20 protein-coding genes are annotated in these 25026 nt (G+C 63.1%); 7 read left to right on the forward strand and 13 right to left on the reverse strand.

Features of this window, described 5'->3' with window-relative positions; translation table 11 throughout:
• The first annotated feature begins 83 nt into the window (after positions 1-83).
• From FAZ97_RS21470 to FAZ97_RS21480, 3 genes are all read left to right on the forward strand, one after another.
• Complete coding sequence (locus FAZ97_RS21470; protein WP_158760422.1) at positions 84-1628, forward strand: acetolactate synthase large subunit; 1545 nt, start codon at positions 84-86, stop codon at positions 1626-1628.
• Positions 1629-1687: 59 nt separating this feature from the next.
• A complete protein-coding gene (locus FAZ97_RS21475; protein ID WP_158760423.1) occupies positions 1688-3127 on the forward strand; it encodes a coniferyl aldehyde dehydrogenase in 1440 nt (479 codons plus the stop codon).
• A 174-nt stretch (positions 3128-3301) separates the two neighbouring features.
• Positions 3302-6073: a LuxR C-terminal-related transcriptional regulator gene (locus tag FAZ97_RS21480; protein ID WP_233271726.1), complete on the forward strand. Its 2772-nt coding sequence runs from the start codon at positions 3302-3304 to the stop codon at positions 6071-6073.
• An 11-nt stretch (positions 6074-6084) separates the two neighbouring features.
• Here the strand turns inward: FAZ97_RS21480 and FAZ97_RS21485 are convergent, their stop codons facing one another.
• From FAZ97_RS21485 to FAZ97_RS21510, 6 genes are read right to left on the reverse strand one after another with little or no spacing between them, the layout of a single operon-like run.
• A complete protein-coding gene (locus tag FAZ97_RS21485) occupies positions 6085-7362 on the reverse strand; it encodes a DUF445 domain-containing protein (protein ID WP_233271830.1) in 1278 nt (425 codons plus the stop codon).
• Positions 7363-7367: 5 nt separating this feature from the next.
• Positions 7368-8210: a poly(3-hydroxyalkanoate) depolymerase gene (gene phaZ / locus FAZ97_RS21490; RefSeq protein ID WP_199272120.1), complete on the reverse strand. Its 843-nt coding sequence runs from the start codon at positions 8208-8210 to the stop codon at positions 7368-7370.
• Positions 8211-8269: 59 nt separating this feature from the next.
• On the reverse strand, positions 8270-8692 hold the full coding sequence (locus FAZ97_RS21495) for a phasin family protein (RefSeq protein WP_158760425.1): 423 nt from the start codon (positions 8690-8692) through the stop codon (positions 8270-8272).
• A gap of 54 nt (positions 8693-8746) precedes the next feature.
• Entirely contained in the window at positions 8747-10453 is a 1707-nt protein-coding gene (locus tag FAZ97_RS21500) for an alpha/beta fold hydrolase (RefSeq protein ID WP_158760426.1), read from the reverse strand.
• A gap of 34 nt (positions 10454-10487) precedes the next feature.
• On the reverse strand, positions 10488-10952 hold the full coding sequence (locus FAZ97_RS21505) for a MaoC family dehydratase (RefSeq protein ID WP_158760427.1): 465 nt from the start codon (positions 10950-10952) through the stop codon (positions 10488-10490).
• A 13-nt stretch (positions 10953-10965) separates the two neighbouring features.
• Positions 10966-12612 (reverse strand): fatty acid--CoA ligase, encoded by a 1647-nt coding sequence (locus FAZ97_RS21510; RefSeq protein ID WP_158760428.1) that lies wholly within the window; start codon positions 12610-12612, stop codon positions 10966-10968.
• Between the two features lie 273 nt (positions 12613-12885).
• Between FAZ97_RS21510 and FAZ97_RS21515 the strand changes: the two genes are divergently transcribed.
• The 3 genes from FAZ97_RS21515 to FAZ97_RS21525 all read left to right on the forward strand — a co-directional run bounded on the left by FAZ97_RS21515 (position 12886) and on the right by FAZ97_RS21525 (position 15011).
• Positions 12886-13308, forward strand: coding sequence for a tautomerase family protein (locus FAZ97_RS21515; protein ID WP_158760429.1), 423 nt, complete (start codon positions 12886-12888; stop codon positions 13306-13308).
• Between the two features lie 63 nt (positions 13309-13371).
• Positions 13372-14178: an acetoacetate decarboxylase family protein gene (locus FAZ97_RS21520; protein WP_158760430.1), complete on the forward strand. Its 807-nt coding sequence runs from the start codon at positions 13372-13374 to the stop codon at positions 14176-14178.
• Between the two features lie 137 nt (positions 14179-14315).
• A complete protein-coding gene (locus FAZ97_RS21525) occupies positions 14316-15011 on the forward strand; it encodes a Crp/Fnr family transcriptional regulator (protein WP_233271727.1) in 696 nt (231 codons plus the stop codon).
• 48 nt (positions 15012-15059) lie between these two features.
• On the opposite strand, the gene FAZ97_RS21530 is transcribed toward FAZ97_RS21525, so the two are convergent.
• The 3 genes from FAZ97_RS21530 to FAZ97_RS21540 all read right to left on the reverse strand — a co-directional run bounded on the left by FAZ97_RS21530 (position 15060) and on the right by FAZ97_RS21540 (position 20350).
• Positions 15060-16190, reverse strand: coding sequence for a porin (locus FAZ97_RS21530; protein WP_158760431.1), 1131 nt, complete (start codon positions 16188-16190; stop codon positions 15060-15062).
• Positions 16191-16486: 296 nt separating this feature from the next.
• Positions 16487-18154 carry a long-chain-fatty-acid--CoA ligase gene (locus FAZ97_RS21535; protein ID WP_233271728.1) on the reverse strand — a complete coding sequence of 556 codons (1668 nt, stop codon included), beginning with the start codon at positions 18152-18154 and terminating at the stop codon, positions 16487-16489.
• 66 nt (positions 18155-18220) lie between these two features.
• A complete protein-coding gene (locus FAZ97_RS21540; protein WP_158760433.1) occupies positions 18221-20350 on the reverse strand; it encodes an alpha/beta hydrolase fold domain-containing protein in 2130 nt (709 codons plus the stop codon).
• Positions 20351-20413: 63 nt separating this feature from the next.
• On the opposite strand from FAZ97_RS21540, the gene FAZ97_RS21545 reads away from it, so the two are divergent.
• Positions 20414-21115 carry a TetR/AcrR family transcriptional regulator gene (locus FAZ97_RS21545; RefSeq protein WP_158760434.1) on the forward strand — a complete coding sequence of 234 codons (702 nt, stop codon included), beginning with the start codon at positions 20414-20416 and terminating at the stop codon, positions 21113-21115.
• A gap of 7 nt (positions 21116-21122) precedes the next feature.
• On the opposite strand, the gene FAZ97_RS21550 is transcribed toward FAZ97_RS21545, so the two are convergent.
• From FAZ97_RS21550 to FAZ97_RS21565, 4 genes are all read right to left on the reverse strand, one after another.
• Entirely contained in the window at positions 21123-22361 is a 1239-nt protein-coding gene (locus FAZ97_RS21550) for an acyl-CoA dehydrogenase family protein (RefSeq protein ID WP_158760435.1), read from the reverse strand.
• A gap of 69 nt (positions 22362-22430) precedes the next feature.
• Positions 22431-23195, reverse strand: coding sequence for an SDR family oxidoreductase (locus FAZ97_RS21555; protein ID WP_158760436.1), 765 nt, complete (start codon positions 23193-23195; stop codon positions 22431-22433).
• A gap of 46 nt (positions 23196-23241) precedes the next feature.
• The gene (locus FAZ97_RS21560; RefSeq protein ID WP_158760437.1) at positions 23242-24261 is read right to left on the reverse strand and encodes a phosphotransferase; all 1020 of its coding nucleotides are present in this window, start codon (positions 24259-24261) and stop codon (positions 23242-23244) included.
• 22 nt (positions 24262-24283) lie between these two features.
• Entirely contained in the window at positions 24284-24958 is a 675-nt protein-coding gene (locus tag FAZ97_RS21565; protein ID WP_158760438.1) for a histidine phosphatase family protein, read from the reverse strand.
• Between the last annotated feature and the right edge of the window lie 68 nt (positions 24959-25026).

Here is a 25026-nt window from a genome sequence, read left to right on the forward strand (position 1 = left end):
CGTACGTCGATGCATGACGTCTGGGCCCCAAGGCAACCGCAGGGGCAAAGCTTCTTACAGGTTTGTTACTGAGGTGATCCAAAATGAATGGCGCTGAAAGTCTGTTGCGTTCGCTGGTCGCAAGTGGTGTGGACATGTGTTTCGGGAACCCCGGCACGTCGGAGATGCATTTCGTGGCGGCACTCGATTCGGTCGAAGGCATGCGGCCGATACTCGGCCTTTTCGAGGGCGTTGTCACCGGCGCCGCCGACGGCTACGGCCGTATGGCCGGCAAGCCCGCCGCCACGCTGCTCCACCTCGGGCCGGGCCTCGCCAACGGACTCGCCAACCTTCACAACGCCCGCCGCGCGTCGAGCCCGGTCGTCAACATCGTCGGCGATCATGCGTCGACGCATGCGCGCTACGAAGCACCGCTCACTTCCGATATCAAGGGCTTTGCGCGTCCGGTTTCGAGCTGGATCCACTCGTCGAGCAGTGCATTGACGGTTGGGGCCGACGCCGCGCGCGCCGTGCAGGCCTCCATGGCCGACGGCGGCCAGATCGCCACGCTGATCCTGCCCGCCGACACGGCCTGGTCGCAAGCCGATGGCGTGGCGGCACCGCTGCCCGTGCAGGCGCCCGCGCTCGTGAGCGACGGCACCATCGAGCGGATTGCGGCACTCGCCCAGAGCGGCGTGCGCACCGCCTTCCTGCTTCGAGGCCAGGCATTGCAGGAGCGCGGCCTGCGCGCCGCCGGCAAGATCGCCGCGAAAACGGGTGCCCGCTTGCTGTGCGACACATTCGCGCCGCGCGTGGCGCGCGGCGCCGGGCGTGAGGTGGTCGAGCGTCTGCCCTATTTCGCCGAACAGGTGGTTGAATTCCTGGCCGGCACCGAGTTGATCGTGCTGGTCGGCGCGCAGCCGCCGGTGAGCTTCTTCGCCTACCCGGACAAGCCGAGCTGGCTCACGCCGGAGGGCTGCCGCATCGCCGTGCTTTCGCATCCGCACGAAGACGGCCCGGGCGCGCTCGAAGCGCTTGTCGAGGCGCTCGGCGCCCAGCATGCCATCGCCCGAATCAACGCCCGCACGGCCGTCGAGTTTTCGCCCGAGGGCGCGCTCGATGGCGAATCGATCATGCGCAGCGTCGCGAAGCATCTGCCCGACAACGCCATCATCACCGAAGAGTCGTCGCTCGCGATGGCGTACTCGGGCCTGCTCGAAACCGCGGCTCCGCATGACCTGCTGGCGCTCACCGGCGGCGCAATCGGCTGCCTGATGCCCGTTTCGATCGGCGCGAGCGTGGCGTGCCCGGAGCGCAAAGTTGTCAACCTTCAGGGCGACGGCAGCGCCATGTACACGCTTCAGTCACTCTGGACGCAAGCGCGGGAAAAGCTCGACGTCGTGACGGTCATCTACGCGAACCGCGGCTACAAGATCCTCGCGAACGAACTCAAGCGAGTGGGCGCGCGCACGGACGGCGCGCACGCCGCTTCCATGTTCGATCTGCAGGATCCGTCGCTCGACTGGGTTGCATTGGCACAAGGCATGGGCGTGGAAGCCGTACGCACCGAGTCGCGTGCGGATTTCGACGCCGCGTTCGCCGCGGCGATGAAGCGCCGCGGCCCTATGCTGATCGAAGCCGTGATCTAGGCGCAGCGTTTGCGTCCCACGCATTCAACGAGCGATTCCATTTTCTGATGAGGTTAAGGATGTCAAAGCAATTCAGCCTGCCCGCCGAAGCGACAGCCGCGCAGATCCGCGCGCAACTCGATGCCATGAAAGCGGCGCAACTCAAGGAGGGGCCGCCCTCGCTGGCCGTTCGTCGCGACCGTATCGACCGCGCGATCGATCTGCTGCGTTCGAACAAGGACGCGCTGGTCGAAGCGATCAATGCGGACTATAGCTGCCGAGGCAAACAGCAAACGCTGCTGGCCGATATCCTCGCTTCGATCGAAGGCCTGCGCTTCAATCGCGAACATCTCGAAGCATGGATGGCGCAGCCGGCGACGGCCGAGCCGTTTCCGGGCGTCAAGGCCCGCGTCGAGTATCAGCCGCTCGGCGTCGTGGGCATCATCAGTCCGTGGAATTTTCCCGTCGTGCTGGCGTTCGGGCCGCTTGGCGGCGCGTTCGCGGCGGGCAACCGGGCCCTCCTCAAACCCTCGGAACTGACGCCGCAAACATCGGAACTGCTGGCCGAATTGATTGCCCGTTATTTCGACAGCGACGAACTGACCACCGTGCTCGGCGGGGCCGAAACCGGCGCGGCGTTCAGCGCGCAACCGTTCGACCATCTGGTGTTCACGGGCAGCACGCAGGTCGCGCACCATGTGATGCGAGCGGCGTCGGACAATCTGGTGCCCGTGACGCTCGAACTCGGCGGCAAGTCGCCGGTTCTCGTGGGTAACGACGCCGATCTCGCCCTCGCGGCGCAACGCGTTCTCACGGTCAAGACCTTCAACGCGGGTCAGATCTGCCTCTCGCCGGACTATGTGCTGATTCCAGCGACCCGCGCCGATGCCTTCGTGCAGCACGCAAAAGCAGCCGTTGCACAGATGTATCCGACGATGCGCGAGAACCCCGATTACACCGCGATGATCAACGTGCGCGGATTCGAGCGGCAACTGGCGCTCGTCGAGGATGCGCGTCGGAACGGCGCCGAGGTGGTGAATCTCGGACCCACTGGCGAAGACCTCTCCGACCCGGCTGTGCGCAAGATGGCGCCGACGATCGTTCGGAATGCAAACGACTCCATGCGCGTAATGCAGGAGGAAATCTTCGGCCCCGTGCTGCCCGTGGTGACCTACGAAACGCTCGACGAAGCGCTGGCGTATATCAACGCCCGTCCAAGGCCGCTGGCGCTTTATCACTTCGGCAACGACGCCCTGGAACAACACGAGGTGGCGAGCCGGACCACCTCTGGCGCGCTCGTCGTCAACGATGCGATGACCCACGTGTTTTTCGACTCGCTGCCTTTCGGCGGTGTCGGGGCGTCCGGCATGGGCCATTACCACGGCGAATATGGTTACCGCACATTCAGCCATGCGAAACCCGTTGTCGTACAAAGCGCCGGCAGCGAGTCGAATCTCCTGATGCGCGCGCCTTATCTGGCAGCTACCGAAGCCGCCGTCAACGGGATGATCGACGCCTGAGGCATCGGCACCGGCTGGCCGCGCGCGTAAAGCAGCCAGCGGCCAGCGCGCATGATGCATCGCATCATCAGCACCTCGCACACTGACCCGCATTACTCATCCTGCCTCGCCGCAGTTGTCGTATGATGGATTGAAAGCCAATCCATCATGTGCCCTCCTCTGAGCCGTTCAGCCGTGACTGAAGTGACAGAAGCGACGACCGTGGCGAGGCCACCTCTCCTGCTGACCACGAAGGTCATCGCGCCCCGCTTGCCCGCGGGCCTGGTCGATCGCCCACGCCTGAAGGCCTTGAGCGCGCAAGTGGAGCTACGGCGCATCACCCTCATCAAGGCGCCTGCCGGTTTCGGCAAAACGTCTCTCGCGCTCACCTGGCTCGACACGCTGCGTGCGAACGGCGCGCAGGTCGCGTGGCTTTCGCTCGACGCGGACGACGATGAACCCGCCCGGTACTTTCACTACCTTGCGCATGCCTTGCAGCGCGCGTGCCGCACCGTTGGCGTGTCCGCCATCGGCCTGACCGCCGAGTCGTGGTTCGTCCCGGCGAATTCGCTTGTCGCAACGCTCATCAACGAGCTCGCCGAGATCGACGACGAACTGCACGTCTTCATCGACGACTACCATCTGATCCACTCGGCGGCCATTCACGAAGCGATGTCGCTATTCATCGCCAATGTGCCCTCGAATGTGCACGTGGTGATCTGCACACGCACCGACCCGCCGCTGCCGCTGGCGAAGCTGCGCGCCGGCAACAGTCTCTGCGAGGTCGATGCGGCGGCGCTGCGATTCAATTTCGATGAGACGCGCCGCTTCGTCGAGCACGAGTGCCCTGGCAAGCTCGGCTTTGGCGATCTGAAGTCGCTTTATGCCACGACCGAAGGTTGGGCCGCCGCCTTGCGCATTTCGGCATCGGCATTAGCGCGGCAGGACCGCTCGCAGGGCTGGCAGCAGGACATGCAAGCAGGCCTGAAAGCAGGCCTGAAAGCGGGCCTAAACCCGGGCGGCGCGTCGAAGCCCGTATCCGACTACCTCGAAGACCTGCTTCAGCACCTGCCGCCGCAAACCCAGGCATTCATGCTGCGAAGCGCGATTCTCGAGCGGCTGAGCGCGCCGTTGTGCGAAGCGGTGACGGGCGTCGCGTCCAGCCAGGCCATGCTCGACGACATCGTCGCGCGCCAGTTGCTGCTCGAGCCGATGGACCTCGAAGGCCGCTGGTTCCGCTATCACCGGCTGATGGCCGACTATCTGAAGCGGCGCCTCGAAGCCAAGCACCCCGGCGAGATTACCGAGTTGCACCGTCGCGCCTGGCATTGGCATGCGAAACAGCAGCATTGGACCGATGCAATCAAACACGCGATTGCCGCCAGCGCCACCGACGAAGCCATTGCCATGATGGAACGCTGCGCGAAGGCGCTTTTAAAAGGCGGCGACCTGCTTACGCTGGTCGGCTGGCAACGCCAGTTTCCGGCCGATCTCATGCGCGCGCAGACCGCGGTCACCATTGCAACCGCGTGGGGCATGGCGCTCGCCATGCGCTTCGGCGAGGTCAGTGCGATGCTCGATTCGATCGAGCGCGACGCGCCAACCCAGTCGGCCGACACGGTTCAATGGGATTGTCTCGCGATTCGTTCCGCGCTCGCGGCCTTGCAGGACGATCCGCACCGCGCGCTGGATCTCGCGCGCCAATACCTGAGCCGCCCGTCAACCGACGCGTGGACGACCAATGCGGTATCCAACGTCGCGCGCTTCAGCTACTGGAAAACCGGCAATCTCGACGCGCTTTACGCCACGCCCTGGATTCCCGATTCACTGGATGAAGACCAGCGCAGCGTCTTTTCTTCGGTCTATCGCCTGTGCCTGCTCGGTCACGTTGAACTGCAGCAACTCCACGTTTCGATTGCGGAACGCCGCTTCAATGAAGCGATGCAACTCGCCGAGCGCTACGCCGGACCCCACTCCATATCGGCTGCGTTGGGCGCGCCCATGATCGCGCAGATCCGCTATGAGCAAGGCCGCCTCGACGAAGCCGAAGCCCTGCTGCTCGAACTCATGCCGGTCATCGACCGTGCCGTGCTGCTCGATAGCGTGTTGATCGCGTACCGCATTCTGGTTCGCATTGCCGTAGCGCGCGAAGACTACGCGGGCGCGCATGTGCTGATCGATCAGGCGCAAATACTCGGCCAGGCGCGCGGCTGGAACCGGCTGCTTGCGGCAGCGCTGGTCGAACGCACGCGGCTCTATCTCGCCGAAAATCGTGTTCCCGAAGCGGCGGCGTGCGTGGCTGACCTTCGGGTGCTCGCCACTGCGCGCGAGGCGTCCGATTTGCCTGTCTCGCCCGAGATCGAGAACTACCGCGACCTGGCAGCGGCATGCCTCGCGCTGCAGCGACACCTCGTTCCCGAAGCCGTCGAATGCCTGCGCATGGCGCTCGCGCGTTGTGAACGCACGCAAGGCAACTATCTGGCGCTGCGCCTTCGAACCCTGCTCGCCATGGCGTGGCTGAGCGCGGGAGACCAGAACCGCGCGCTCGATGCGTTTCGCGAAATCGCCGATATTGCCGCGCCCGTTGGCATTTATCAGTCCATCCTCGATCAGGGGGCCGCGGTCGGGCCGCTGCTGCGCATGGCGCATGAACGCACGCGCAGCGCCGCGCGCACGCCGGAGGTGACGGTATGGCTCGACCGTCTGATCGAAGGCTGGCGAGCGAGGTATGAGCCGCGGAGCAAACCGCGCCGCGAGGGCGAGCGCGAGCCGCTAAGCTCGCGGGAGCGCCATATCGTCGAGTTGATCGCGCAGGGGCAATCCAATAAGGAAATTGCCCGCACGTTGGGCATTACGCCCGAAACCGTCAAATCGCACCTGAAGAATATCTTTGCGAAGCTCGCGGTGGATAAGCGCGCCCAGGCGGTTTCGCGGGCGCAGGCGCTTGGGCTCGTCAAGCATAGCTAGGCGGCCTCTCATCACATCGCGACTAACACGCACGCGTGTATCAGCACGCCCACGAGGCCGCCGACGAACGTGCCGTTGATCCGGATGAACTGTAAATCGTGGCCAATTTCCGCTTCGAACTTGCCACTGACCTCTTGCGCATCCCATCCCTTCACAACGTCGGTGATCAAACCCGAAAGCTGATGCCGATAGCGTAGTACGAGCATCCGCGCAATCTCCAGCCACCAGGCATTGAGTTTGTTCTGCATTGCGCTCGCGCTGACCATGGTCTTGCCAAAGGAAGTCAACGCGCCGGCGACCATCTCGCGCGCGACCGACTGCTCGCTCGCGGCGTCGGCCGCAACGCGGGCGCGGATACGGTCGAGCATGAGGCGATAGTAATCGCCCGCTTTGAAATGGCGGATGCAGTCGCGCAGCAGGAGTCTGCCGAACCTGCGGTATTGCGCTGCCGTTTGCAGGTCGCGCGACAACGCCGCGATGGCCGAATCGAATTGACGGCGCAGTTCGTGATCGGGGTTCGCCGCCACTTCGTGGACCAGCGCGACAACACCCTCGACAAACTTGTTGACGATATAGGTGTCGAGCGGCGCAGGCGTAAACCGCGACGCCTCGCTGAACTTCGCCTTGATCAGGCCGACATTGGCCGTTAGCCACTGCTCGACAGCGCCCAACCCACGGTCCAGCAGCGGTTGATGGCGATTGCCTTCAGTCAGGACACCCAGGATCTGTCCCGCGACGCGAGACACATCGAGTGAGCGCAATTGCGGCAGCAGCAGCCGATCGAACAGATCTTCGACGTCGGACTCGTCGATGCGCTCCAGCAAGCGCGGAAGCGACTCGACGACGACATCGGCAATCGTCGAACTGTTCTCCTTTTCGGCAAGCCACATAGCCAGCGCTCGCGCCGCGTTGTATTCGCTCAAGCGACTCACCACGATTTCCGTGGTCAGAAAATTCTGCTCAACGAAGCTTCCGAGGCTCTCCGCAATGCGCGCCTGGTTTCTGGGAATGATGGCCGTATGCGGCATGGCGATGCCGAGCGGATGGCGGAACAGCGCGACCACCGCATACCAGTCCGCGACCGCGCCCACGGTGCCCGCTTCGGCAAACGCACGCACCCACGCAAGCCATGGATAGCTGGCCTGCAGCGCAACGCTCGCCACGAGCAAGGCGATCATCGCCGCGAGCAAACAGGTCGCCGTCGCGCGCATGCGCTTGAGCCGCACCACCTTGACGTCCACGGCCGCTCTCGCCTTCACACGGTCAACGCGTTCGTTATCGTCGGTCACCGCACTCAACTCGCCTCCTGCTCGAGAAACGTCTTGACGAGCGGAGCGATTTCCTTCGCGCGCGTAATCAGAAACAGATGACCGTCATCGATCACATGGAGCGACGCGTCGCGAATGCGCGCCGCGAGAATCTTTGCATTGGTGAGCGGCACGATCGGGTCGTCGTTGCCGTGCATCACCAGCGTTTTTTGGCGCAGCGCGCCGAGCCACGGCAAGCTCGTCCATCCCGACGCAGCCAGCAGCTGATACAGATAACCACGGCCGCGCGGCGCCTGGATATGGCGGCTATGCGCTTCGAGCAGCGAGGCATCGCGACGGTAGGCGCCGCCGTAGATCTCGGCGCCGACTTGCTTCAGGTAAGCCGGGTCCGTATAACGCCGCGGCCCGACCAGCTTCGACAGCACCGAAAGCCGCGCGGGCACCATGATTACGCCCGGCGACGTCGCCGCGAGTATCAGCCGCCGGCAGCGCCTTGGGTAGAGATGCGCGAACTGCTGCGCGAGCGCGCCGCCCCACGACACGCCCAGCACATCGACAGGACCCGCATAGCCCAGCCGCGTGAGCAGCTTGTCGGACAAAACGGCGAGCGTCGAGAAGCGGTACGGAATGAGGGGAGCGGGCGAGCCGCCGACGCCCGGCACGTCGAAAACGATCACGGTGATGTCTTCGAGCGCCTCGACAAAAGGTTCGACCAGTTCGAGATTCGCGCCAATGCCATTGAACAACAGCAGCGGCGGGCACGCGTCGCCACCGCGACGCACGCCAACACGCAATAGCTGACCATCTAGATCGATCATCTGGATTTGCATGACATCGGCAACCTCTGGGCTCGTTCGTATATCGGTCATCCGGTTTTTCCCCTGGTTCGGCAATTCGTTATCGTTGTGAAGCGTGGCGGCTCGCTACATCACTTCTTCGGCTGCATGAGCGCCTTGATCTCCTCCACATGCTCCGCAAAGCGCTTCGTGACGACCGCGATGCTGTCGGTCTGGGCGCGATACGCCGCATCCGCGAGTTCCTGCATGTCGACAAAGGCCTTCTGGAGCGCGTCCTTCACGCCCTCGCCCGCGCTTGCGACGCTTTCGCTTCCGGGCGTCGACAGACGCGTCACCAGCGATTGCAGTTCGGTCATCTTCGAGCGGAGGATTTCCACCTGCTTTTGGCCGAGTTGCTGCACGCCCGCAAGCGCCGTCATGTTGGCTTCGGTGAGCGCTTCGACGTCCTTGCGACGCGATTCGAGGAATGCGCTCACATCCACGCCCGGCAGCTTGAACTGCGAGATGAGCTTCGTATATTCAGCAAAAATGCCGTTAGTATTGGTCGTTGCCATGTTTGAATCTCCTGTTTGAATCAAAAATACGCTGAATTAGCGCGTTACAAATCGTTAGTCTTGCAGAACATATGCACCTGGCGCGCTTGCCTTGGCCGGGTGCTTCTTGCTGCCGTTCGCTGCCGGCGCAGCACGCTTCTCGCCAGACCGGGCCACGAGCCAGTCGCGCCAGTTGTTCCACCACGAATCCTTCTCGGCCTGCGCGTTGTCCAGCCACGCGTCGGAATTGGCAGGCAACGAGGGATTGAGGAAATACTTCGCCTTCGGATTGCCGGGCGGATTAATCAGGCTCTGAATGTGCCCGCTCGAACTCAGCACGAAACGGGTCTCGCCGCCAAAGCGCCGTGCGGTGTTATAAACGCCCTTCCACGGCGTGATGTGGTCGGTCATGCCCGCCACCACGTACTTGTCGCAATTCACCTGGCACAAGTCGATGGGCGTGCCCAGCACCGTCAGCGCGCCGGGCTTGCTGAACAGATTCCCGGTAAAGATATCGAGCAGTTCGCCGTGGAATTTCGCCGGCAACCGGGTCGTGTCGTTGTTCCAGTACAGGATGTCGAACGCCGGCGGCGCATTCCCGAGCAGATAGTTGTTGACCCAGTAATTCCACACCAGATCGTTGGGGCGCATCCACGCGAACACGCGGCCCATTTCTTCGCCGGCCAGCACGCCGCGCGAAATACTGTGCTGCTTGGCGGCCGCCACGGCCTCCGGCGTCGCGAAGAGGCCCAACTGGGAGTCGGCCGTATTGTCGAGCACGGCAACCATCAGCGTCGTGGCGTTGACGGTCTTCTCACCGCGCGCCGCCAGGTGGCCGAGCAAGGCCGAAATCGTCATGGCGCCCGAACATGCGCCGTGCAGATTGATGTCCTCGCTGCCGGTGATTTCACGCACGGCAGTAATGGCCTCGATCAGCGCGCTCACGTACGTATCGAGATCCCAATGGCTTTGCGCCGCGGTCGGATTGCGCCAACTGACCACGAACACCTGCAGTTCGTTTTCGAGCAGATAGTTGACGATGCTCTTGCCTTCGGACAGATCGAAAATATAGAACTTGTTGATCTGCGGCGGCACGATAAGCTGCGGGCGGCTATAGACCTGTTGCGTCGTGGGCGAGTACTGAATCAGTTCCAGCAATTCATTGCGAAACACCACCGAACCCTTCGAAGTCCCGAGGTTCTTCCCCACTTCAAATGCGGTTTTGTTCACCTGCGCCGGCATGCCTTGATTCTTGAGCATGTCCGTCACGGCATTGTTGAAGCCGTCCAGCAGACTCATGCCGCCCGAATCGACCACCTTCTTGAGCGCAGCCGGGTTGCCCAGCAGCGTGTTGGTCGGAGAGGCCGCATCGGTAATGAGCGACACCACGAACTTCGCGCGCTCCCGGCTATTCGCGTCGAGACCCGAGCGCTCCACGAAACCCGCAAGCGAGTCGCGCCACGCGAGATAGCCTTGCAGCGTCATGCGATACATCGGGTTGTCCTGCCACGCCGTATCTGCAAAGCGTTTATCGCCTTGTGGCGAAGCCGTCCTGGAACTGCCCGAAACAATACTGAACATCTCGCGCGCCAGCGCCATTTCCTGCTCCATCACCAGCGCGGGCTGCCGCAATGCCTGAGCGCCGATCTGCTGCACGGCCGCGAAGATATCGCAGGGACGCAGCCCAACGAACGGATTGGGGCCCGGCAGGGCTTGCTCGACCGAGACGGCTAACGCCTTCGCGTTCTCGCTCTGCTGGGGCATTTCATGGGTTACCGCCATTTTCGACTCCTCAATAGTCTCTTTTCGTCGCGTATCACGCAATCAGCATCGCGAGGGTTTGTGCGACCAACGCGGGCTTGTCTTCGCCCTCGATCTCCAGCGTGTTCGTCGTCTTGACGAGCACGCGGCCTCCTCCCTTGTTCTCCGCCGACTCGAGCGTGACGCGGTTACGCACGCGCGCCCCCGCCTTAACGGGCGTCATGAAGCGCACCTTGTCGAGCCCGTAGTTCAGTCCCGCAGCCGCATCCTTGGGGACGATGCCGATCTCCATCGCGAGGCTCGCCAGTAGCGACAACGTCAGGTAGCCGTGAGCGATGGTCCCGCCGAAAGGGCTCTCGCGCTTCGCACGCTCCACATCCACATGGATCCACTGCCGGTCGCCGGTGCACGCTGCGAACGCGTCGATACGCTCCTGGTCGACGAGAACCCATTCCGATACGCCCAGTTCACGGCCCACGAAGTCGCCGAGCGTCTCGACGCGGTAATTTTCCAGACTCATCGCGTCCACTCCCTCAGGCGATCTGCTCGCGCAGCGCTTTCTTGTTGACCTTGCCGACGCTCGTTCGCGCCAGCGCCTCGACAAACTTCACGATTTGCGGCACGGCATACTTCGAGATCCGTCCTGATGCCGTGAACGACAGCACGTGCTGCTTGATGTCTTCCTCCGTGACCGCCGCGCCCTCCTTGAGCACCACCAGCGCGACCGGCCGTTCTCCCCACTTCTCATCCTTGATGCCGATAACGGCGACTTCCGAAACGCCTTCGTACTGCGAAATCAGGTTTTCGATTTCCAGCGAGGAAACCCACTCGCCGCCCGACTTGATCACGTCTTTCAGGCGGTCGGTAATCTGCACGTTGCCGGTTGCGTCGATATTGGCGATGTCCTGCGTATGCAGATAACCGCCCGCCCACAGTTGCTCGCTCGCCTCGGGATTCTTCCAGTAGCCTTGCGTGAGCCAAGGTGCACGCGCAACGATCTCGCCCGTGGATTTCCCGTCATGCGCGAGATCGGCCATCTCGTCGTCCACCACACGAAGATCGACGAGCGGCACCGGCAACCCGGTTTTGCACCGCAAGTGAATCTGCTCGCCGGCATCCAGCTTTTCCGCGCCCGCCGGCAACTGCGCGAGGCTCAGCACCGGACAGGTTTCGGACATGCCATAGCCGGCAAACACGTCGATACCGCGCGCCACGGCTGACGCAGCCAGGCCCTGCGGCAGCGCACTGCCGCCAATGATCACTTTCCACTTGCTGAAGTCGGTTGCCTTCGCCTCGGCGCACGTGAGCAGCATGTGCAGGATCGTGCCCACGCAATGCGAGAAGGTCACGCCCTCGTCCTCGATGAGTCTCGCGAGGCGTTCCGGCACGTAGCGGCCCGGATAGACCTGCTTCACGCCCATCACCGTGGCGATATAAGGCATGCCCCACGCGTGGACATGAAACATGGGCGTGAGCGGCATATACACGTCGCCGCGATGAAAGCGCTGCCCCGCAATCGGCGCGGCGAGCGCCGCCATAAGCGAGATGGTGTGCAACACCAGTTGCCGATGCGTGAAGTACACGCCCTTCGGCAAACCGGTCGTGCCGGTCGTATAGAACGTCGTAGCGCGCGTGTTCTCGTCGAACTCCGGGAAGTCGTAGCTCGTGCTGCCAGCAGCCAGCATCGCCTCGTACTCGTTCGAGAACGCAATGGTGTGAGCAGGCGCCTCGCTGCCAGGCTCGTCGATCCACACGAACTTGCGGACGGTTTCGAGCTGGTCCTTGATGGACTCGACGACCGGAATGAAATCGGTGTGAACGAACAGGACTTCGGCGCCGGCGTGGTTGATCGTATAAGCGATTTCCGCTGGAGACAGACGCACGTTCACGGTCTGCAGCACCGCACCCATCATCGGGATTGCGAAATAACTTTCGAGGTAACGGTGGCTGTCCCAATCCATCACCGCGACGGTGTTGCCGTACTCCACGCCAAGCTGGGCGAGACCGTTGGCGAGGCGCGCAATGCGCTCACGCAAGGTCGCGTAGCTCATGCGCAGTTGGCCGCGATAGACGATCTCCTGCTCCTGTGCCTGAGCGAAGGGCGTATGCAGCAATTGCTTGATCAGCAGCGGGTAAGCGTAGGCATTGCTGGCTTGAGCCGTCTTCACGTCGTCCGACATCGATATCTCCTGGGTTCCTGAACATGGATCGCATGAACGCCGGTGCCTTGTTTCTCGTTGTGGTTGTGGCGGCGTTCCGTTGAAGCAATGATCCCGGCATCGGGACGCCGGCAATATCCCCCGGATGGGGGAGCGCGGCGAATACCCCGGGAGGGCTCGACAGGAAGCGATTCGATGATTTGAAAATCTCATCACAGCAATTCGCTGCGATTGTTGGATGTGATCGGATGCACGCCTAAGATTTGGCGCAGCAATCGCCAAACGGAGCTTTCCATGCCAATAACCCATGTTTCGATGCGCGCCGGCCGGCCCGCACCATTTCGCACCGCAGTCCTGAAGGGGATTCACGAGTCGCTGCACGAAGCGCTCGGCGTTCACCCGGAAGCCTTCTTCATGTCGATCACCGAGCACGAAGACGCCAACTTCCTCGTGAACATGACGTTCCCGTTCAAGCGCAGCGCCGACCTGCTGCTGGTCCAGATCACGCTGACCGCGGGCCGCACCGCAGACGACAAGAAGCGCTTCTACGAACACCTCGTCGGCAAACTGCAAGCCACGCTCGGCGTCGATCCCGCCGATGTCTTCATCAACATCATCGAAGTGGCCAGCGAGAACTGGTCGCCCGGTAACGGGCTCGCGGGTCGCAATGCGGCCATTCCCGCTGCCAATTCGCCCAACGCTTCGGCCGCCAGCTAATCGCAACGTTAGGCAACCTGAGAGTCATTCTCTCGCCGCAAACCTGATCATTCTGGAGTCGTCATGACCAAGCCGTACGCTGTTCCCCTCTCGCCCCGTGGACTTTCGAGCATCGCGCCCCCGCCGCCGTGGCACTATTCCGGCGATTTCATCCTCGTCGAATTCTGGGCCGATCCCGCGGCGGTGGCCGCCGTGCTCCCGAAAGGTCTGACTGCCGATCCGGCTTCGCCCGGGCATGCCACGGCCCTCTTCATCGACTGGCAATTCACCGGCAGCAACGACGAGATGCTCGACCCGGCGCGCTATCAGTACCGGGAATTTTTCATCCTCGTGGACGCGCTGCATGACGGCAAACCGGTTTCGTATTGCCCGTACATCTTCGTGGACAACGACTCCGCGATGATGCGCGGTCTGATTCAAGGCTTCCCGAAGCGTTATGGCCAGGTGCATCAAACGCGTTCGTTCGCGGCGCTGAGCCCGGCCGCCGCCCCTGTTGCAGCGGGCACGCGCTTCGCCGCCACGGCAAGCGCGGCCGGACAGCGCCTTGCGCGCGCCGAGGTCAAACTGGAAAAGGCTGTTGAAGACGTTTCGAAACTCAGCATTGCAGGCCGCCCGGTCGTGAACCTGCGCTATTTCCCGCGCCTCGCCGCTGGCCAGCATGAAACGCCGGCCGTGAACGAACTCGTGCTCTCCGTCATGGACAACGCGCAGATCGCCGGCGTGTGGACGGGTGAAGGCAAGCTCTCGTTCCCGGTCGCCGAAGGCGAAGAGATTTCGGATCTCCAGCCTGTGCGCGTGGGTGCAGGCTTTCGCGGTTCGATGGCTTATAGCGTGACGGACCTGAAAACGCTGAGCGACAACACGAAATAAGCGCACCAAAACAATGAGGGCCGCGGCGTGCCTCCCCCGTTTGAGGGAGGGCACGCCATCGTTCGACGGATAATATGCGGTGCATGTATGCGGCCAGCGCCGCGCTCGAACATTGATCTGCATATTGACTGCTTCACATGGCCCTCATGACCGATACGTCCGACGAAATGCGGACAAACCAATGGTTCAGCGCATTGCCCGCCGAAGAACAGGAGGCGCTGATCGGCAGCAGCGAACTCATGACGCTGGGCCCCGGCGAATACCTTTTCCATCGCGGCGACGCACCGAGCGCCTTTTATGGAATCAGGAGCGGCCGGCTCAAGGCCTCTACGGTTCGCGAAGACGGCAAGGAAGCGATCCTTGCCGTGATCGAGCCGGGCAACTGGTTCGGGCAGACCTCGTTGACGAGCCGGCAACCGCGTCCGCGTGACGTCATCGCGCTCGACCGCTCGACGCTCTTTGTCGTGAAGGCCGCAGCCTTCGAGGAACTGATGCAGCGCAGCCACGCGTTCGTGCGCGCGATTGCGGAGTTGCAATCGCTGCATATGAACTGGCTTTACCGGATGGTCGAAGACGCCACGCTGCATTCCACGCGTGCGCGCATTGCGCGGCGCCTTCTCTCGCTCGCTTCCGGCGACGTGACGCTTGCGCCGCAGTGCCGCCAGGACGTGAGCCTCTCGCAGGACACGCTCGCCATGATGCTGGGCATCACGCGCCAGACGCTATCGCTCGAACTCAAGGCGATGGCGGAAAAAGGCGCGATCACACTCCGGTATGGGCGAATCGAAATCTTGTCGAAAGACATCCTCTCGTCCTTTCAGGATTACCAATGATTTCGTCCTCGAGCGACCGCTCGATTAGCGGGCGCTCATAGGGCCCGTTTAGAACAGGTGTCGTAAGCCCGCCGTCACGCCAAGCTGGGTGCTGCCGTAAGCCGAACTCACTGCGTTAATGCCCTGGAACTGCGCCCCGATCATGCCGCCCCGGTACAGCGAGTAATCCACTTCGACGTACGTATCCGTGCGCTTGGACCAGTTGTAGTCGGCAAGCAGCTGGAACTGCGTCGCGTTGCCGTCACCGGACTGGGCCTTCCCGGTCTGGATCGTGCGCCACACGTTCGCCGAGAGATGCGTGGCGAAGCCGATTTGCTGGCTTACACCGCCAAAGAACATCTCTCGTGCGCTGAACGTATTGAATTTCAGCGCGGTCAGCGCGGGCTCGGAAAACGGGCCGTTGGGGAAATTGCCGACGAAGCCGGCGTCCTGCCGGTTGACCACCCAGCCTGCATTCACGGTGGTGGAGGCGAACGTGTACGAGCCGCCCACTGTCCATGACTTGAGGTGCTGGGAGGCATTCACGGCGTCGCGCGAGTCGAGATAGGCGGCGGAAAAGGTCAGCGGCGCAGCAGGCAGATATAGAATGGACGCGCCAATCTGGCTACCCGCGCCGAACTGGCCCGCCTGGCCACCAAACGCGTACGAGACCTCGGCGGTCAGGTATTGGTACCGCACCGCGTACTTGACCATGTTGCTCGTCCATACGCCCTGGGCCATCATGACTTCGGGCCGGAACTGATAGAACGACGGCAGCCAGCGGTTCGATATGAACGAGCCCAGCACCGCGTCGGCGAACGGATTGATTTGTCGACCCATCGTCAGCTTGCCGAACGTGCTCGATTGCAGCCCGACGAACGCCGTATTGAAGAACGGATAGGCCGGGTCCATCTGTCCGTTGTTCGGAAGGAAGCGATTCTCAAGGGTGAAGATAACCTTCGTCCCCCCGCCGATGTCTTCCGCGCCCTTAATGCCGAAGTGGCTCTCGCTTGCGCCACTCAACATCTGAAACTGCGAATCGCCTGCCGGGTTCGCGTGCGTCGTATAGCGCAGGCCGGCGTCGACCAGACCGTAGAGCGTCACCGACGACTGCGCAGCCGCCGGAGCCGAATACAGCGTAGCCGCTGAGATGGCGCCGGCCAGCACGCCCGCCGTTCGGCCTCGCGCTCTCCTGCGCATCCGGTTACTGCTTGCCGAAACGGCGTTACCGAGCAATCTCCTTACCTTCCTCATTCCATGACTCCAATCTTATGTTTATGTTGTACTACGAATTAAATTGATCAAACCGCCGTGCTTGATTCGCGACGATATGGATGGTCTCCCCGCTGAAATTCCGTTGTGTCTCGGGGGCGTTTTCAATCGCCTTTTCGAGGCGTCACGCCCAAGACCATAAGTTGCCCGAGAAGGCATCGCTAAACCGTCAGAAACTTTACATTTCCGGGCGGGCACCCATTGCAAGAAATCTTGCAGTTGAATCACTGCGATTCTGGTATGCCTTTGCGCTGGTTTTCCGCTTCCTGCAAGACGCGCCACTGAACCTTGCCGCTCGCCGTGCGCGGCAAGCTGTCGGCAAATGCAATCACGCGCGGAACCTTGTAGGCCGCCATGCGTTCGCGCGCCCACGCGACAATGTCCTCTTGCGTCGCGTAAGCGCCGCTGCGCAAAACGATGACCGCTTTAACGGATTCGCCACGGCGCGCATCGTGAGTCGCGATCACGCAGGCCTCCTGCACGGCGGGATGTTCGAACAGCATGGCCTCGACCTCGGCCGGCCACACCTTGTAGCCAGACGCGTTGATCATGCGCTTGAGGCGGTCGACCACGAAGAAATAGCCCTCGTGGTCGCAATAGCCGAGATCGCCCGTGCGCAGATAGCGCCGCCCGTCAATCGAGACGAACGCGTCACGCGACGCCTGCGGCGCGTTCCAGTAGCCATCGAAGACTTGCGGCCCGCTCACCAGAATTTCACCCGTCTCGCCTTCTCCGAGCGTCAGCAGCGAATCGGGATCGACTACGAGCGCCCAGGTGCTGAAAACAGGCACGCCCATGCATTGCGGCTTGCTGCGCGTGCGCGGATTGATATGCGTAGCCGCCATCGTTTCGGTGAGCCCGTAGCCTTCCACGTAGGCAATGCCCCAGCGCTTCTCGATCTCCTGTGCGACGACCTGGGGCATGGCGGCTCCGCCTCCGCTCAGGTAGGTGATCGAGCCGAGGTCGAAGCTCGCCAGGTCTGCGAGATTCAGCAGGTCGATCACCATCGTCGGCACCGTGACCCATGTGGTTACGTGGTGGCGTTCGATCAGGTGGGCTGCGCACCTTGCGTCCCAGCGGGTCATGATCACCATCGTCGCGCCGATGAAGACCGGCATGTTCATGCAGTTCTGCATGCCCGTTACGTGGAATAGCGGCACGGAGCACAGCATCACGCTCTCGCCGGGAAGATCGGGCCACGCGCCGCAAGCGACGGTCGAATGCATCACGCTGCGGTGCGTGTGGATGCACCCTTTGGGGTGCCCAGTGGTGCCGGATGTATACGGGATCACCGCAAGGTCGTCGGGTCCCGCTTCGTGGGCGCGCGCAACGTACGCATGAAGTAGCGCGTCGAACCAGCGGGTGACGCTGGCATCGTTTTCGGACGACTGCGCGCCGTACCACGGCTCGGAGGAACTCAGGATGTCGGGCAGCGGCAAATCCGTATGCATATCTAAATAGTCGGCATAGCGCGCCGTAACGACATGGTCCAGGTGGCGTGCCATGAGCGGCCGCACGTGCTCCATGAGTTCTTCACCGACAAACGCCACTCGCGCGCCGCTGTCTTCGAAGATATGTTGCAGCTCGGCGGTCCGGTTCATCGGATTGACGGGCACCACGACCGCATCCGCGCGCAGCGCCGCATAGAACGCGATCACGAACTGGGGGCTGTTCTGCATAAAGAGCACGACGCGCTCGCCCCTGCCGACCCCGCAATGCTGTTGCAGGAATCCGGCCATCGCCTCCACTTCGTCGCGCAATTGCCCGTAGCTCAGGGCACTGCCGTAGTACAGAATGGCGTCCTTCTCAGGATGACGATTCGCGCAGACCTGGAGATTCGTGTAGAGCGAGGTCTGCGGTATGGCGAGCTGACGCAATGATGTTGCCGTCATAGAAACTCCAGACATGAAACGGGATGCCTCCGCGCCTGGCGCTGTGCCCGGCGCGGAAGTTTTTCTTCACTGCGGTAGCAGCTTGCGGCTCCACCGGCCAATCGCTTCGAGCGTCTCGGCGGTCTCGGGCAGGAACGGGAACAGCGTGAAGACGTGAACGGAGTCGTCCACCATCTTCAGCGTCACGTTCGCGCCGGCGACTTTCGCGCGCTCGGCAAAACGCGTCGTGTCGCTTTCCAGCACTTCGCCGTGCACAGCCGCGAGATACACCGGCGGAAGATCCGTGAGATCGGCGAAGAGCGGCGACACCATCGGGTCGGTCGGTTCGTGGCCCTGGAAGTAGCCCGCGACGAGGTTGGTCAGCGTCTCGCGATTCGCGGCTGGGTCGTCGCCCGAATTTGCTTGCACGGAAGGCCCGCTCAGCGTGAGATCCGTCATCGGGCAGATGGCGATCACGCCGGCCGGAAGCGGCAAGCCCGCGCGGCGCAGCGCAGCCGCCAGCGCCAGCGCGAGACCGCCGCCGGACGACTCGCCGCTCAGAAAGAGCGTTGCGGGATCGACGCCCGCGGCGAGCAGGCCGCGATACGCGCTGAACGCGTCGTCGACGGCCGCCGGATACGGATGCTCGGGCGCGAGACGATAGTCGACCGTGTAGCACGGGCCGTTCAGGGCGTGCGACAGGCGGCTTGCGTACTCCACAGAACTTTTAGCAGAACCAAGCACATAACCGCCGCCATGAAAATGCAGTACGGTGGCCCGTTTCCCCACGCCTTCGGCCGAAACCCGCAGCGAGCGCACGCCGTCGAGATCGACTTCCTTCACTTCGGTGCTCGCCGGTGCGGGGAATTGCCCCAGCAGGAAGCGCTCGTATGCGGCATGCTGGCCACGGTCGCCACGCGCCACATCGTCAGGCGTGAAGACGCCTTTCCAGAGGTCAAATGCACGCTGGCTCTCCGCGCGTTCCATGCGCTTGCCTTCACGCGCCGCGCTCAGGCCCACCACGTCGCCCGGCGGCAGCTCGGCCGCCGCGATGATGTCGTGCCCCCAGGCGAACGACCACGAGATCTCGCCCAGCGGATCGATGCGCGAAAGCCCCTTGAGCCGCCCGTTGCGCTGACGCACGCGCGCCGCGTCGGGCTCGTGCGCCCAGTCGACCACGTAGCGCGCCCCTGCCTGAATGCGCTTGGTGCGCGGCTGGCGACGCCGCTCGTATTCGAGCAGCGCGTCCTGCACACCGGCGCTGCCGTGGCGCTTCAGGCACGCGGCAAGCACCCATGCGTCCTCGATCGACTGGCAAGCGCCTTGCGCGAGATACGGCACCATCGCGTGCGCGGCGTCGCCGAGCAGTGCGATGCGGCCCGTGGTCCAGCTTTCGATTGGATCGCGGTGGTACATGCCGGTGATGAACGTGCTGTCCACCTGCGCCAGCATCTTCTGCACCGTCGGCTCGCAGCCTTCGAACGAGCGCCGCAGTTGCTCGACGTCGCCCGACTGCGTCCACGACTCGCGGCTCACTTCGGTTGCCGGCACGGACGCGAGAATGCTGTACAGGTCCTTGCGAACCCAGTACGACACGATATTGCGGCCCACGCCAAACCAGTTGTTGCCCGCCACCGGCAGGTTCAGCCCTTCAAGGCGCTCGGCCGGGATCAGCGAACGCCACATCAGGATATTGGCGAACTGCTTGTCCTCCGGCCCGCGCAAGGCCGTGCGGACAGCCGAATGAATGCCGTCCGCTCCGATCACCACGTCGCCGCGAATCACCTCGCCGTTCTTCAGCGTGACCCAGGCGCTCTCCTCGTCCTGCGAAACCGATTCGCACTCCGCACCAAGGCGCACCACGCCGGGCGGCAATGCTTTCGCGAGCAGGTCGATCAAGTCGGCACGGTGAATGTTGTAGAGCAGCGCCCCATAGCGCGCCTCGGCTTCCTTGCCGAGCGGGGCGTAGTAGAGGCGCCGGCCCGTCGACAACTCGAGGTAGTCGAAGCCTGCCGGCACCGTCGCGACGCGCGCCATGGCCGGTTCGAGCCCCAGTGCGCGCAGCACGATCGTGCCGTTGGCGGCAATCTGCACGCCCGCCCCGACCTCGGTCAACTGCGGTGCACGCTCCAGTACAATCGGCTCGATCCCTTGATGCAACAAGGCCAGCGCCGTGGTGAGGCCGCCGATGCCGCCTCCTGCAATTACGACTTTCATGCTAAGTTTCTCCTACCGGGTTAATTAACCCAGTGTAGTTAGTTATCTCGATACGGTAAAGTAATGACGACACCAGGAAAACCCCTTAGATCGGACGGCGCCGAGACGCGAACGCGCCTGAAAGAGGAGGCGCAGCGGCTGTTTGCGCTACGCGGGCTGGAGGGGGTGTCCGTGCAGGACATCATTTCGGCGGCGGGTCAGCGCAACAGCGCCTCGCTGCGCTACTACTTCGGGAACAAGCTCGAACTGGCGCGCGAACTGGTCGTGGATGGGGCGCGCCTCATCGACGAGGACCGGCAGGCGCGCCTCGACAAGCTGGAAGCGGAAGGCGCACTGAGCGTGCGCGCGGTATTGGGGGCGTTGCTCTTTCCGATGCTCGAACTGGCCGATCGAACGGGCCAGCCGACCTATATCCGCATGATCGCCAACCTGCAGTTGAACGATCGCGCGTTCCTGCGCGAGGCGCTGGAAAACAAGTGGAATGCGGGCTATCAGCGCTGCAATGCGCTGCTGCGGGACCTGCTGCCCGACATCGATCCGACGATCGTCGATCACCGGCTGTCGCTCGTCGGCATCTATGGAAATGCCGTGCTGGCCGCCTGGGAGGCAAGCCGTGACAGCGGCGAGCCGGGGCGGCTCTGGGCCCCCGGCTACGCCGTGTCGAACTTGATGGATACCTTCGAAGGCATGCTCGTTGCAGCGCCTTCGGAAGAAACGCGATCGCTGCTGGGCGAGTCCAAAAGCAATCGCGAGACGGCCCGCTAACGACCTGTTAGCGCGTCAGATACGGACTTTCGCGGCCCGGCTCATAGGGCCGCGCCTTGACCTCCATGCGCGCAATGCTCTGGAGGTGCACCTCGTCCGGACCATCGGCGAACTTCAACGCACGCCCCCACGTCCAGCTGTCCGCAAGCGGCGTGTCGGGGCTCAGGCCCATCGCGCCGAAGGTCTGGATCGCCCGCTCGCACACGGCGGTGTGCACGCTCGGCACGAGCGCCTTGATCATCGAGATTTCCTTGCGCGCTGCCTTCGCGCCCACGTTGTCGATCATCCAGGCCGCCTTCAGCACGAAGAGCCGCGCCTGATCGATTTCGATGCGCGACTTCGCGATCCACTCCCCAACCGTGCCTTGCTCATAGAGCTTCTTGCCGAACGCCGTGCGCGCCTGCGCGCGTTCGATCATCAGTTCGAGCGCCAGTTCGGCGGCGCCGATCGACCGCATGCAGTGGTGAATGCGTCCCGGCCCGAGGCGCGCCTGGGCGAGCGCGAAGCCGCTGCCCTCTTCGCCGAGCAGATTCGAGCGCGGCACGCGCACGTTCTTGAATTCGATCTCGCAGTGGCCTTCCGGCGCCGTGTGATTGACCACCGTGATATTGCGGATGATCGTCACGCCCGGCGTGTCGCGCGGCACGAGAACCATGCTTTGCTGACGGTGCGTGGGCGCGTCCGGGTCCGTCTTGCCCATGACGATGAAGATCTGGCAATTCGGGTGCGCGGCGTTCGTGATGAACCACTTGCGGCCATCGATCACATATTCGTCGCCGTCGAGGCGAATGGACGTGGTGATGTTGGTCGCGTCAGAAGAGGCGACCGCGGGTTCCGTCATTGCAAACGCCGAGCGGATCTTGCCGTCGAGCAGCGGCTCGAGCCACTTATTGCGCTGCGCGGGCGTGGCGAACATGTGCAGCAGCTCCATGTTGCCCGTGTCCGGCGCGTTGCAGTTGAACACTTCGGACGCCCAGGAAACGCGCCCCATGATTTCGGCGAGGGGCGCGTACTCGAGATTGGTCAGGCGCGTGCCCGGCTCGTCGTCGCGCAGATGCGGCAGGAACAGGTTCCAGAGGCCTTCCGCACGCGCCTTTTCCTTCAGTTCCTCCATGAAGGAAACGGGATACTGCCCCGCGCTCACTTCTTCATGCCATTGGTGGATGCGCGGCACGATGTGCGTGTCCATGAACGCGCGCACCTGCGTGCACAGCGCTTCGACTTTCGGGCTATAGGCAAAGTCCATTTTGCTCTTCCTTCAATACAGGTGTATGTCGTGCGGCGCGAGCGTCAATGACGCGCGCCGCTCCCATGGTCAGATCGTCAGGCCGCCGTCGACGACGATGCACTCGCCGTTGGTGTAGCTCGCCGCATCGGAGACGAGATACAGCACGGTGCCGGCCATCTCGCGAGGTTCCGCATGGCGGCGCAGCGGAATCTTCGTCATCCAGCTTTCGTAGATGCCCTGGTCCGCGAACAGGGCGCCCGCAAATTTCGTTTTGGTGAGGCCCGGCAGCAAGGCGTTCACGCGAATGCCGAGCGGGCCGCACTCCTTGGCGAACGCGCGCGTCATGTTGACCACGGCGGCCTTCGTGATCGAATAGATGCCTTGCTTGTCGCCAGGTTGCAGCGCATTGACGGATGCCGTGTTGACGATCGCGCCGCCGCCGTGCTCGCGCATCAGCTTGCCCGCCTCGACCGACATGAAGAAGTAGCCGCGCAAGTTGACCTCCACCGTTTTTTCGAAGGACGAAAGATCGGTGTCGAGAATGTGGCCGAAGTACGGATTCGCCGCCGCGTTGTTCACGAGGATGTCCAGGCGGCCGTGTTTCGCGCGGATGTGCTGGAACACGCCCTGAATGTCGTCGAGACGCCCCACATGGCACGGATACGCCTCGGCGCTGCCACCCGCCTCCCTGATCCCGCGCGCCACGCTCTCGCAGTCGTCGAGCTTGCGGCTCGACACGATCACATGAGCGCCCTGTTCTGCGAGCAGCTTCGCGATTTCCTCGCCAATACCGCGGCTCGCGCCCGTAACCAACGCAATCTTGCCGGTCAGATCGAACAAATTAGTAGTCACAACTGTCTCCTCAATGTATCCGCACGTACGCGTCAAACGCCTGCCGTCAGATGACGTCGACGCCCATCCTCGCCAGCGAGCCGGCCATTTCGCCGACCTGGCGCGCCTTCTCATTCGATGCGTTGCCGCCCAGCGCACGCTTTTTCACGCCCTGCGCGATGGCGGCGAGCCGGAAGAAGCTGAACGCAAGGTAAAAGTTCCAGTGATCGATCGAGGCAATCCCCCGCAAGCGGCAATACCGCTCGACAATCGCGGCCTCGTCCGGCACGCCAAGCGCGGCTCTGTCCAGCCCCGCGAGACCGCCGATATGGCCTTTAGGCGGAAGCCGCAGGCACATGCAGAAGTACGCGAGGTCGGCGAGCGGATTGCCGAGCGTCGAGAGTTCCCAGTCGAGCACGGCGCGAACTTTCGGCGTGCCACGGTGGAAAATCAGGTTGTCGATGCGAAAGTCGCCATGCACGAGAGCCGCCTTGCCCGCTTCGGCCGGACAGTGCGCGGGCAGCCAGTCGATCAGCGATTCCATGGCGTCGAGTTTGTCGGTTTGCGCCGCGCGATATTGTTTCGTCCACACGTCGATCTGGCGCGAGAAGTAGTTGCCCGCGCGGCCATAGTCGGCAAGGCCGACGGCCTCGACATCCACATCGTGCAAGGCCGCCATCGTGCCGATCAACGCGTCGTAAATGGCGCCGCGTTCTCCCGCGGCCAACGCGGGCAAGGACGGGTCCCAGTAGATTTCGCCATCTTCGAAGCTCATCACATAGAACAGGCTGCCGATCACGTCGCGGTCCTCGCACAGATGCAAGGCCCGCGCAACGGGAACCGGCGTGTTTCCCAGCGCGCTCAGCACGCGGAATTCGCGGTCCACCGCATGAGCCGACTTGAGCAGTTCGCCCGGCGGTTGACGCCGCAGCACATAGCGGCCGCTTTGCGCTTCGAGCAGAAACGTGGGGTTCGACTGTCCGCCAGCGAACTTCTCGACGGTCATGGGCCCCTGAAACCCTGGCACGTGCGCGGCCAGGTAGCGCGTGAGCGCATCGACATCGAACTGAAGACTTGCATTCATCATGGAGCGGGTATCCGGATTCGAATCAGCCATAGGTGACGAAATCGCGCCGCTCGGCCTGATCGAGATGCGGCAAGGTGTTGAAGGTGACCAGCGACATCGCGCTGTCGTTGAAAACGTACTGGCTCACGCTGCTGTTGCGGATCTGCATGTTGAGCGCGATGGCGGCCGCGGCGGGCGCCTGCAGAACCTGCTGGGTGAAGACGGAAATCGGGCCGCCCGAACTCACCACCAGAACTCGCTTGCCGCCCGAGCGTTGAATGGCAAGACGCGCGCGCTCTACGCGCACCTGGAACTGTCCCCAGGTCTCGGGGACGCGGCCGGGCAGCTTATCCTCGGACCAAAGCTGCAGGACCTGCTTGAGCCCCTTGTAGAAGTCCTTCTTCGAGCCTGCGGCCTGCAGGCCGGGCGCGAGACCGCTCTCGCCGAGCGCGGCAAAGAGGGCCCCAAAATCGTACTCGTTCAGATCCGCGTCCTGCACGATCTCAACGGGCGCGCCGCCCATCGCCGTGAGCAGCGCGTCGGCCGTTTGCGCGTGCCGCCGCATCGTGCCGGTGACCACGCGATCGAACGTCAGGCCCGCCTGTGCGCAGTATTCGCCCAGCCAGCGCGACTGGGTGGCGCCAGCCGATGAAAGCTCGTCATAGTTTTCAGCGCCGAAAGACGCCTGCCCATGCCGTACCAGAAAGAGTTCCGCCATGCCAACCTCGCTTGAACATGACTGCAACGATACCGAGGCGCGGACTATTCAGGAAGTTTATTCTTGTG

It is taken from the genome of Paraburkholderia acidiphila (genome assembly GCF_009789655.1).
In the GTDB taxonomy this organism is placed as follows: domain Bacteria; phylum Pseudomonadota; class Gammaproteobacteria; order Burkholderiales; family Burkholderiaceae; genus Paraburkholderia; species Paraburkholderia acidiphila.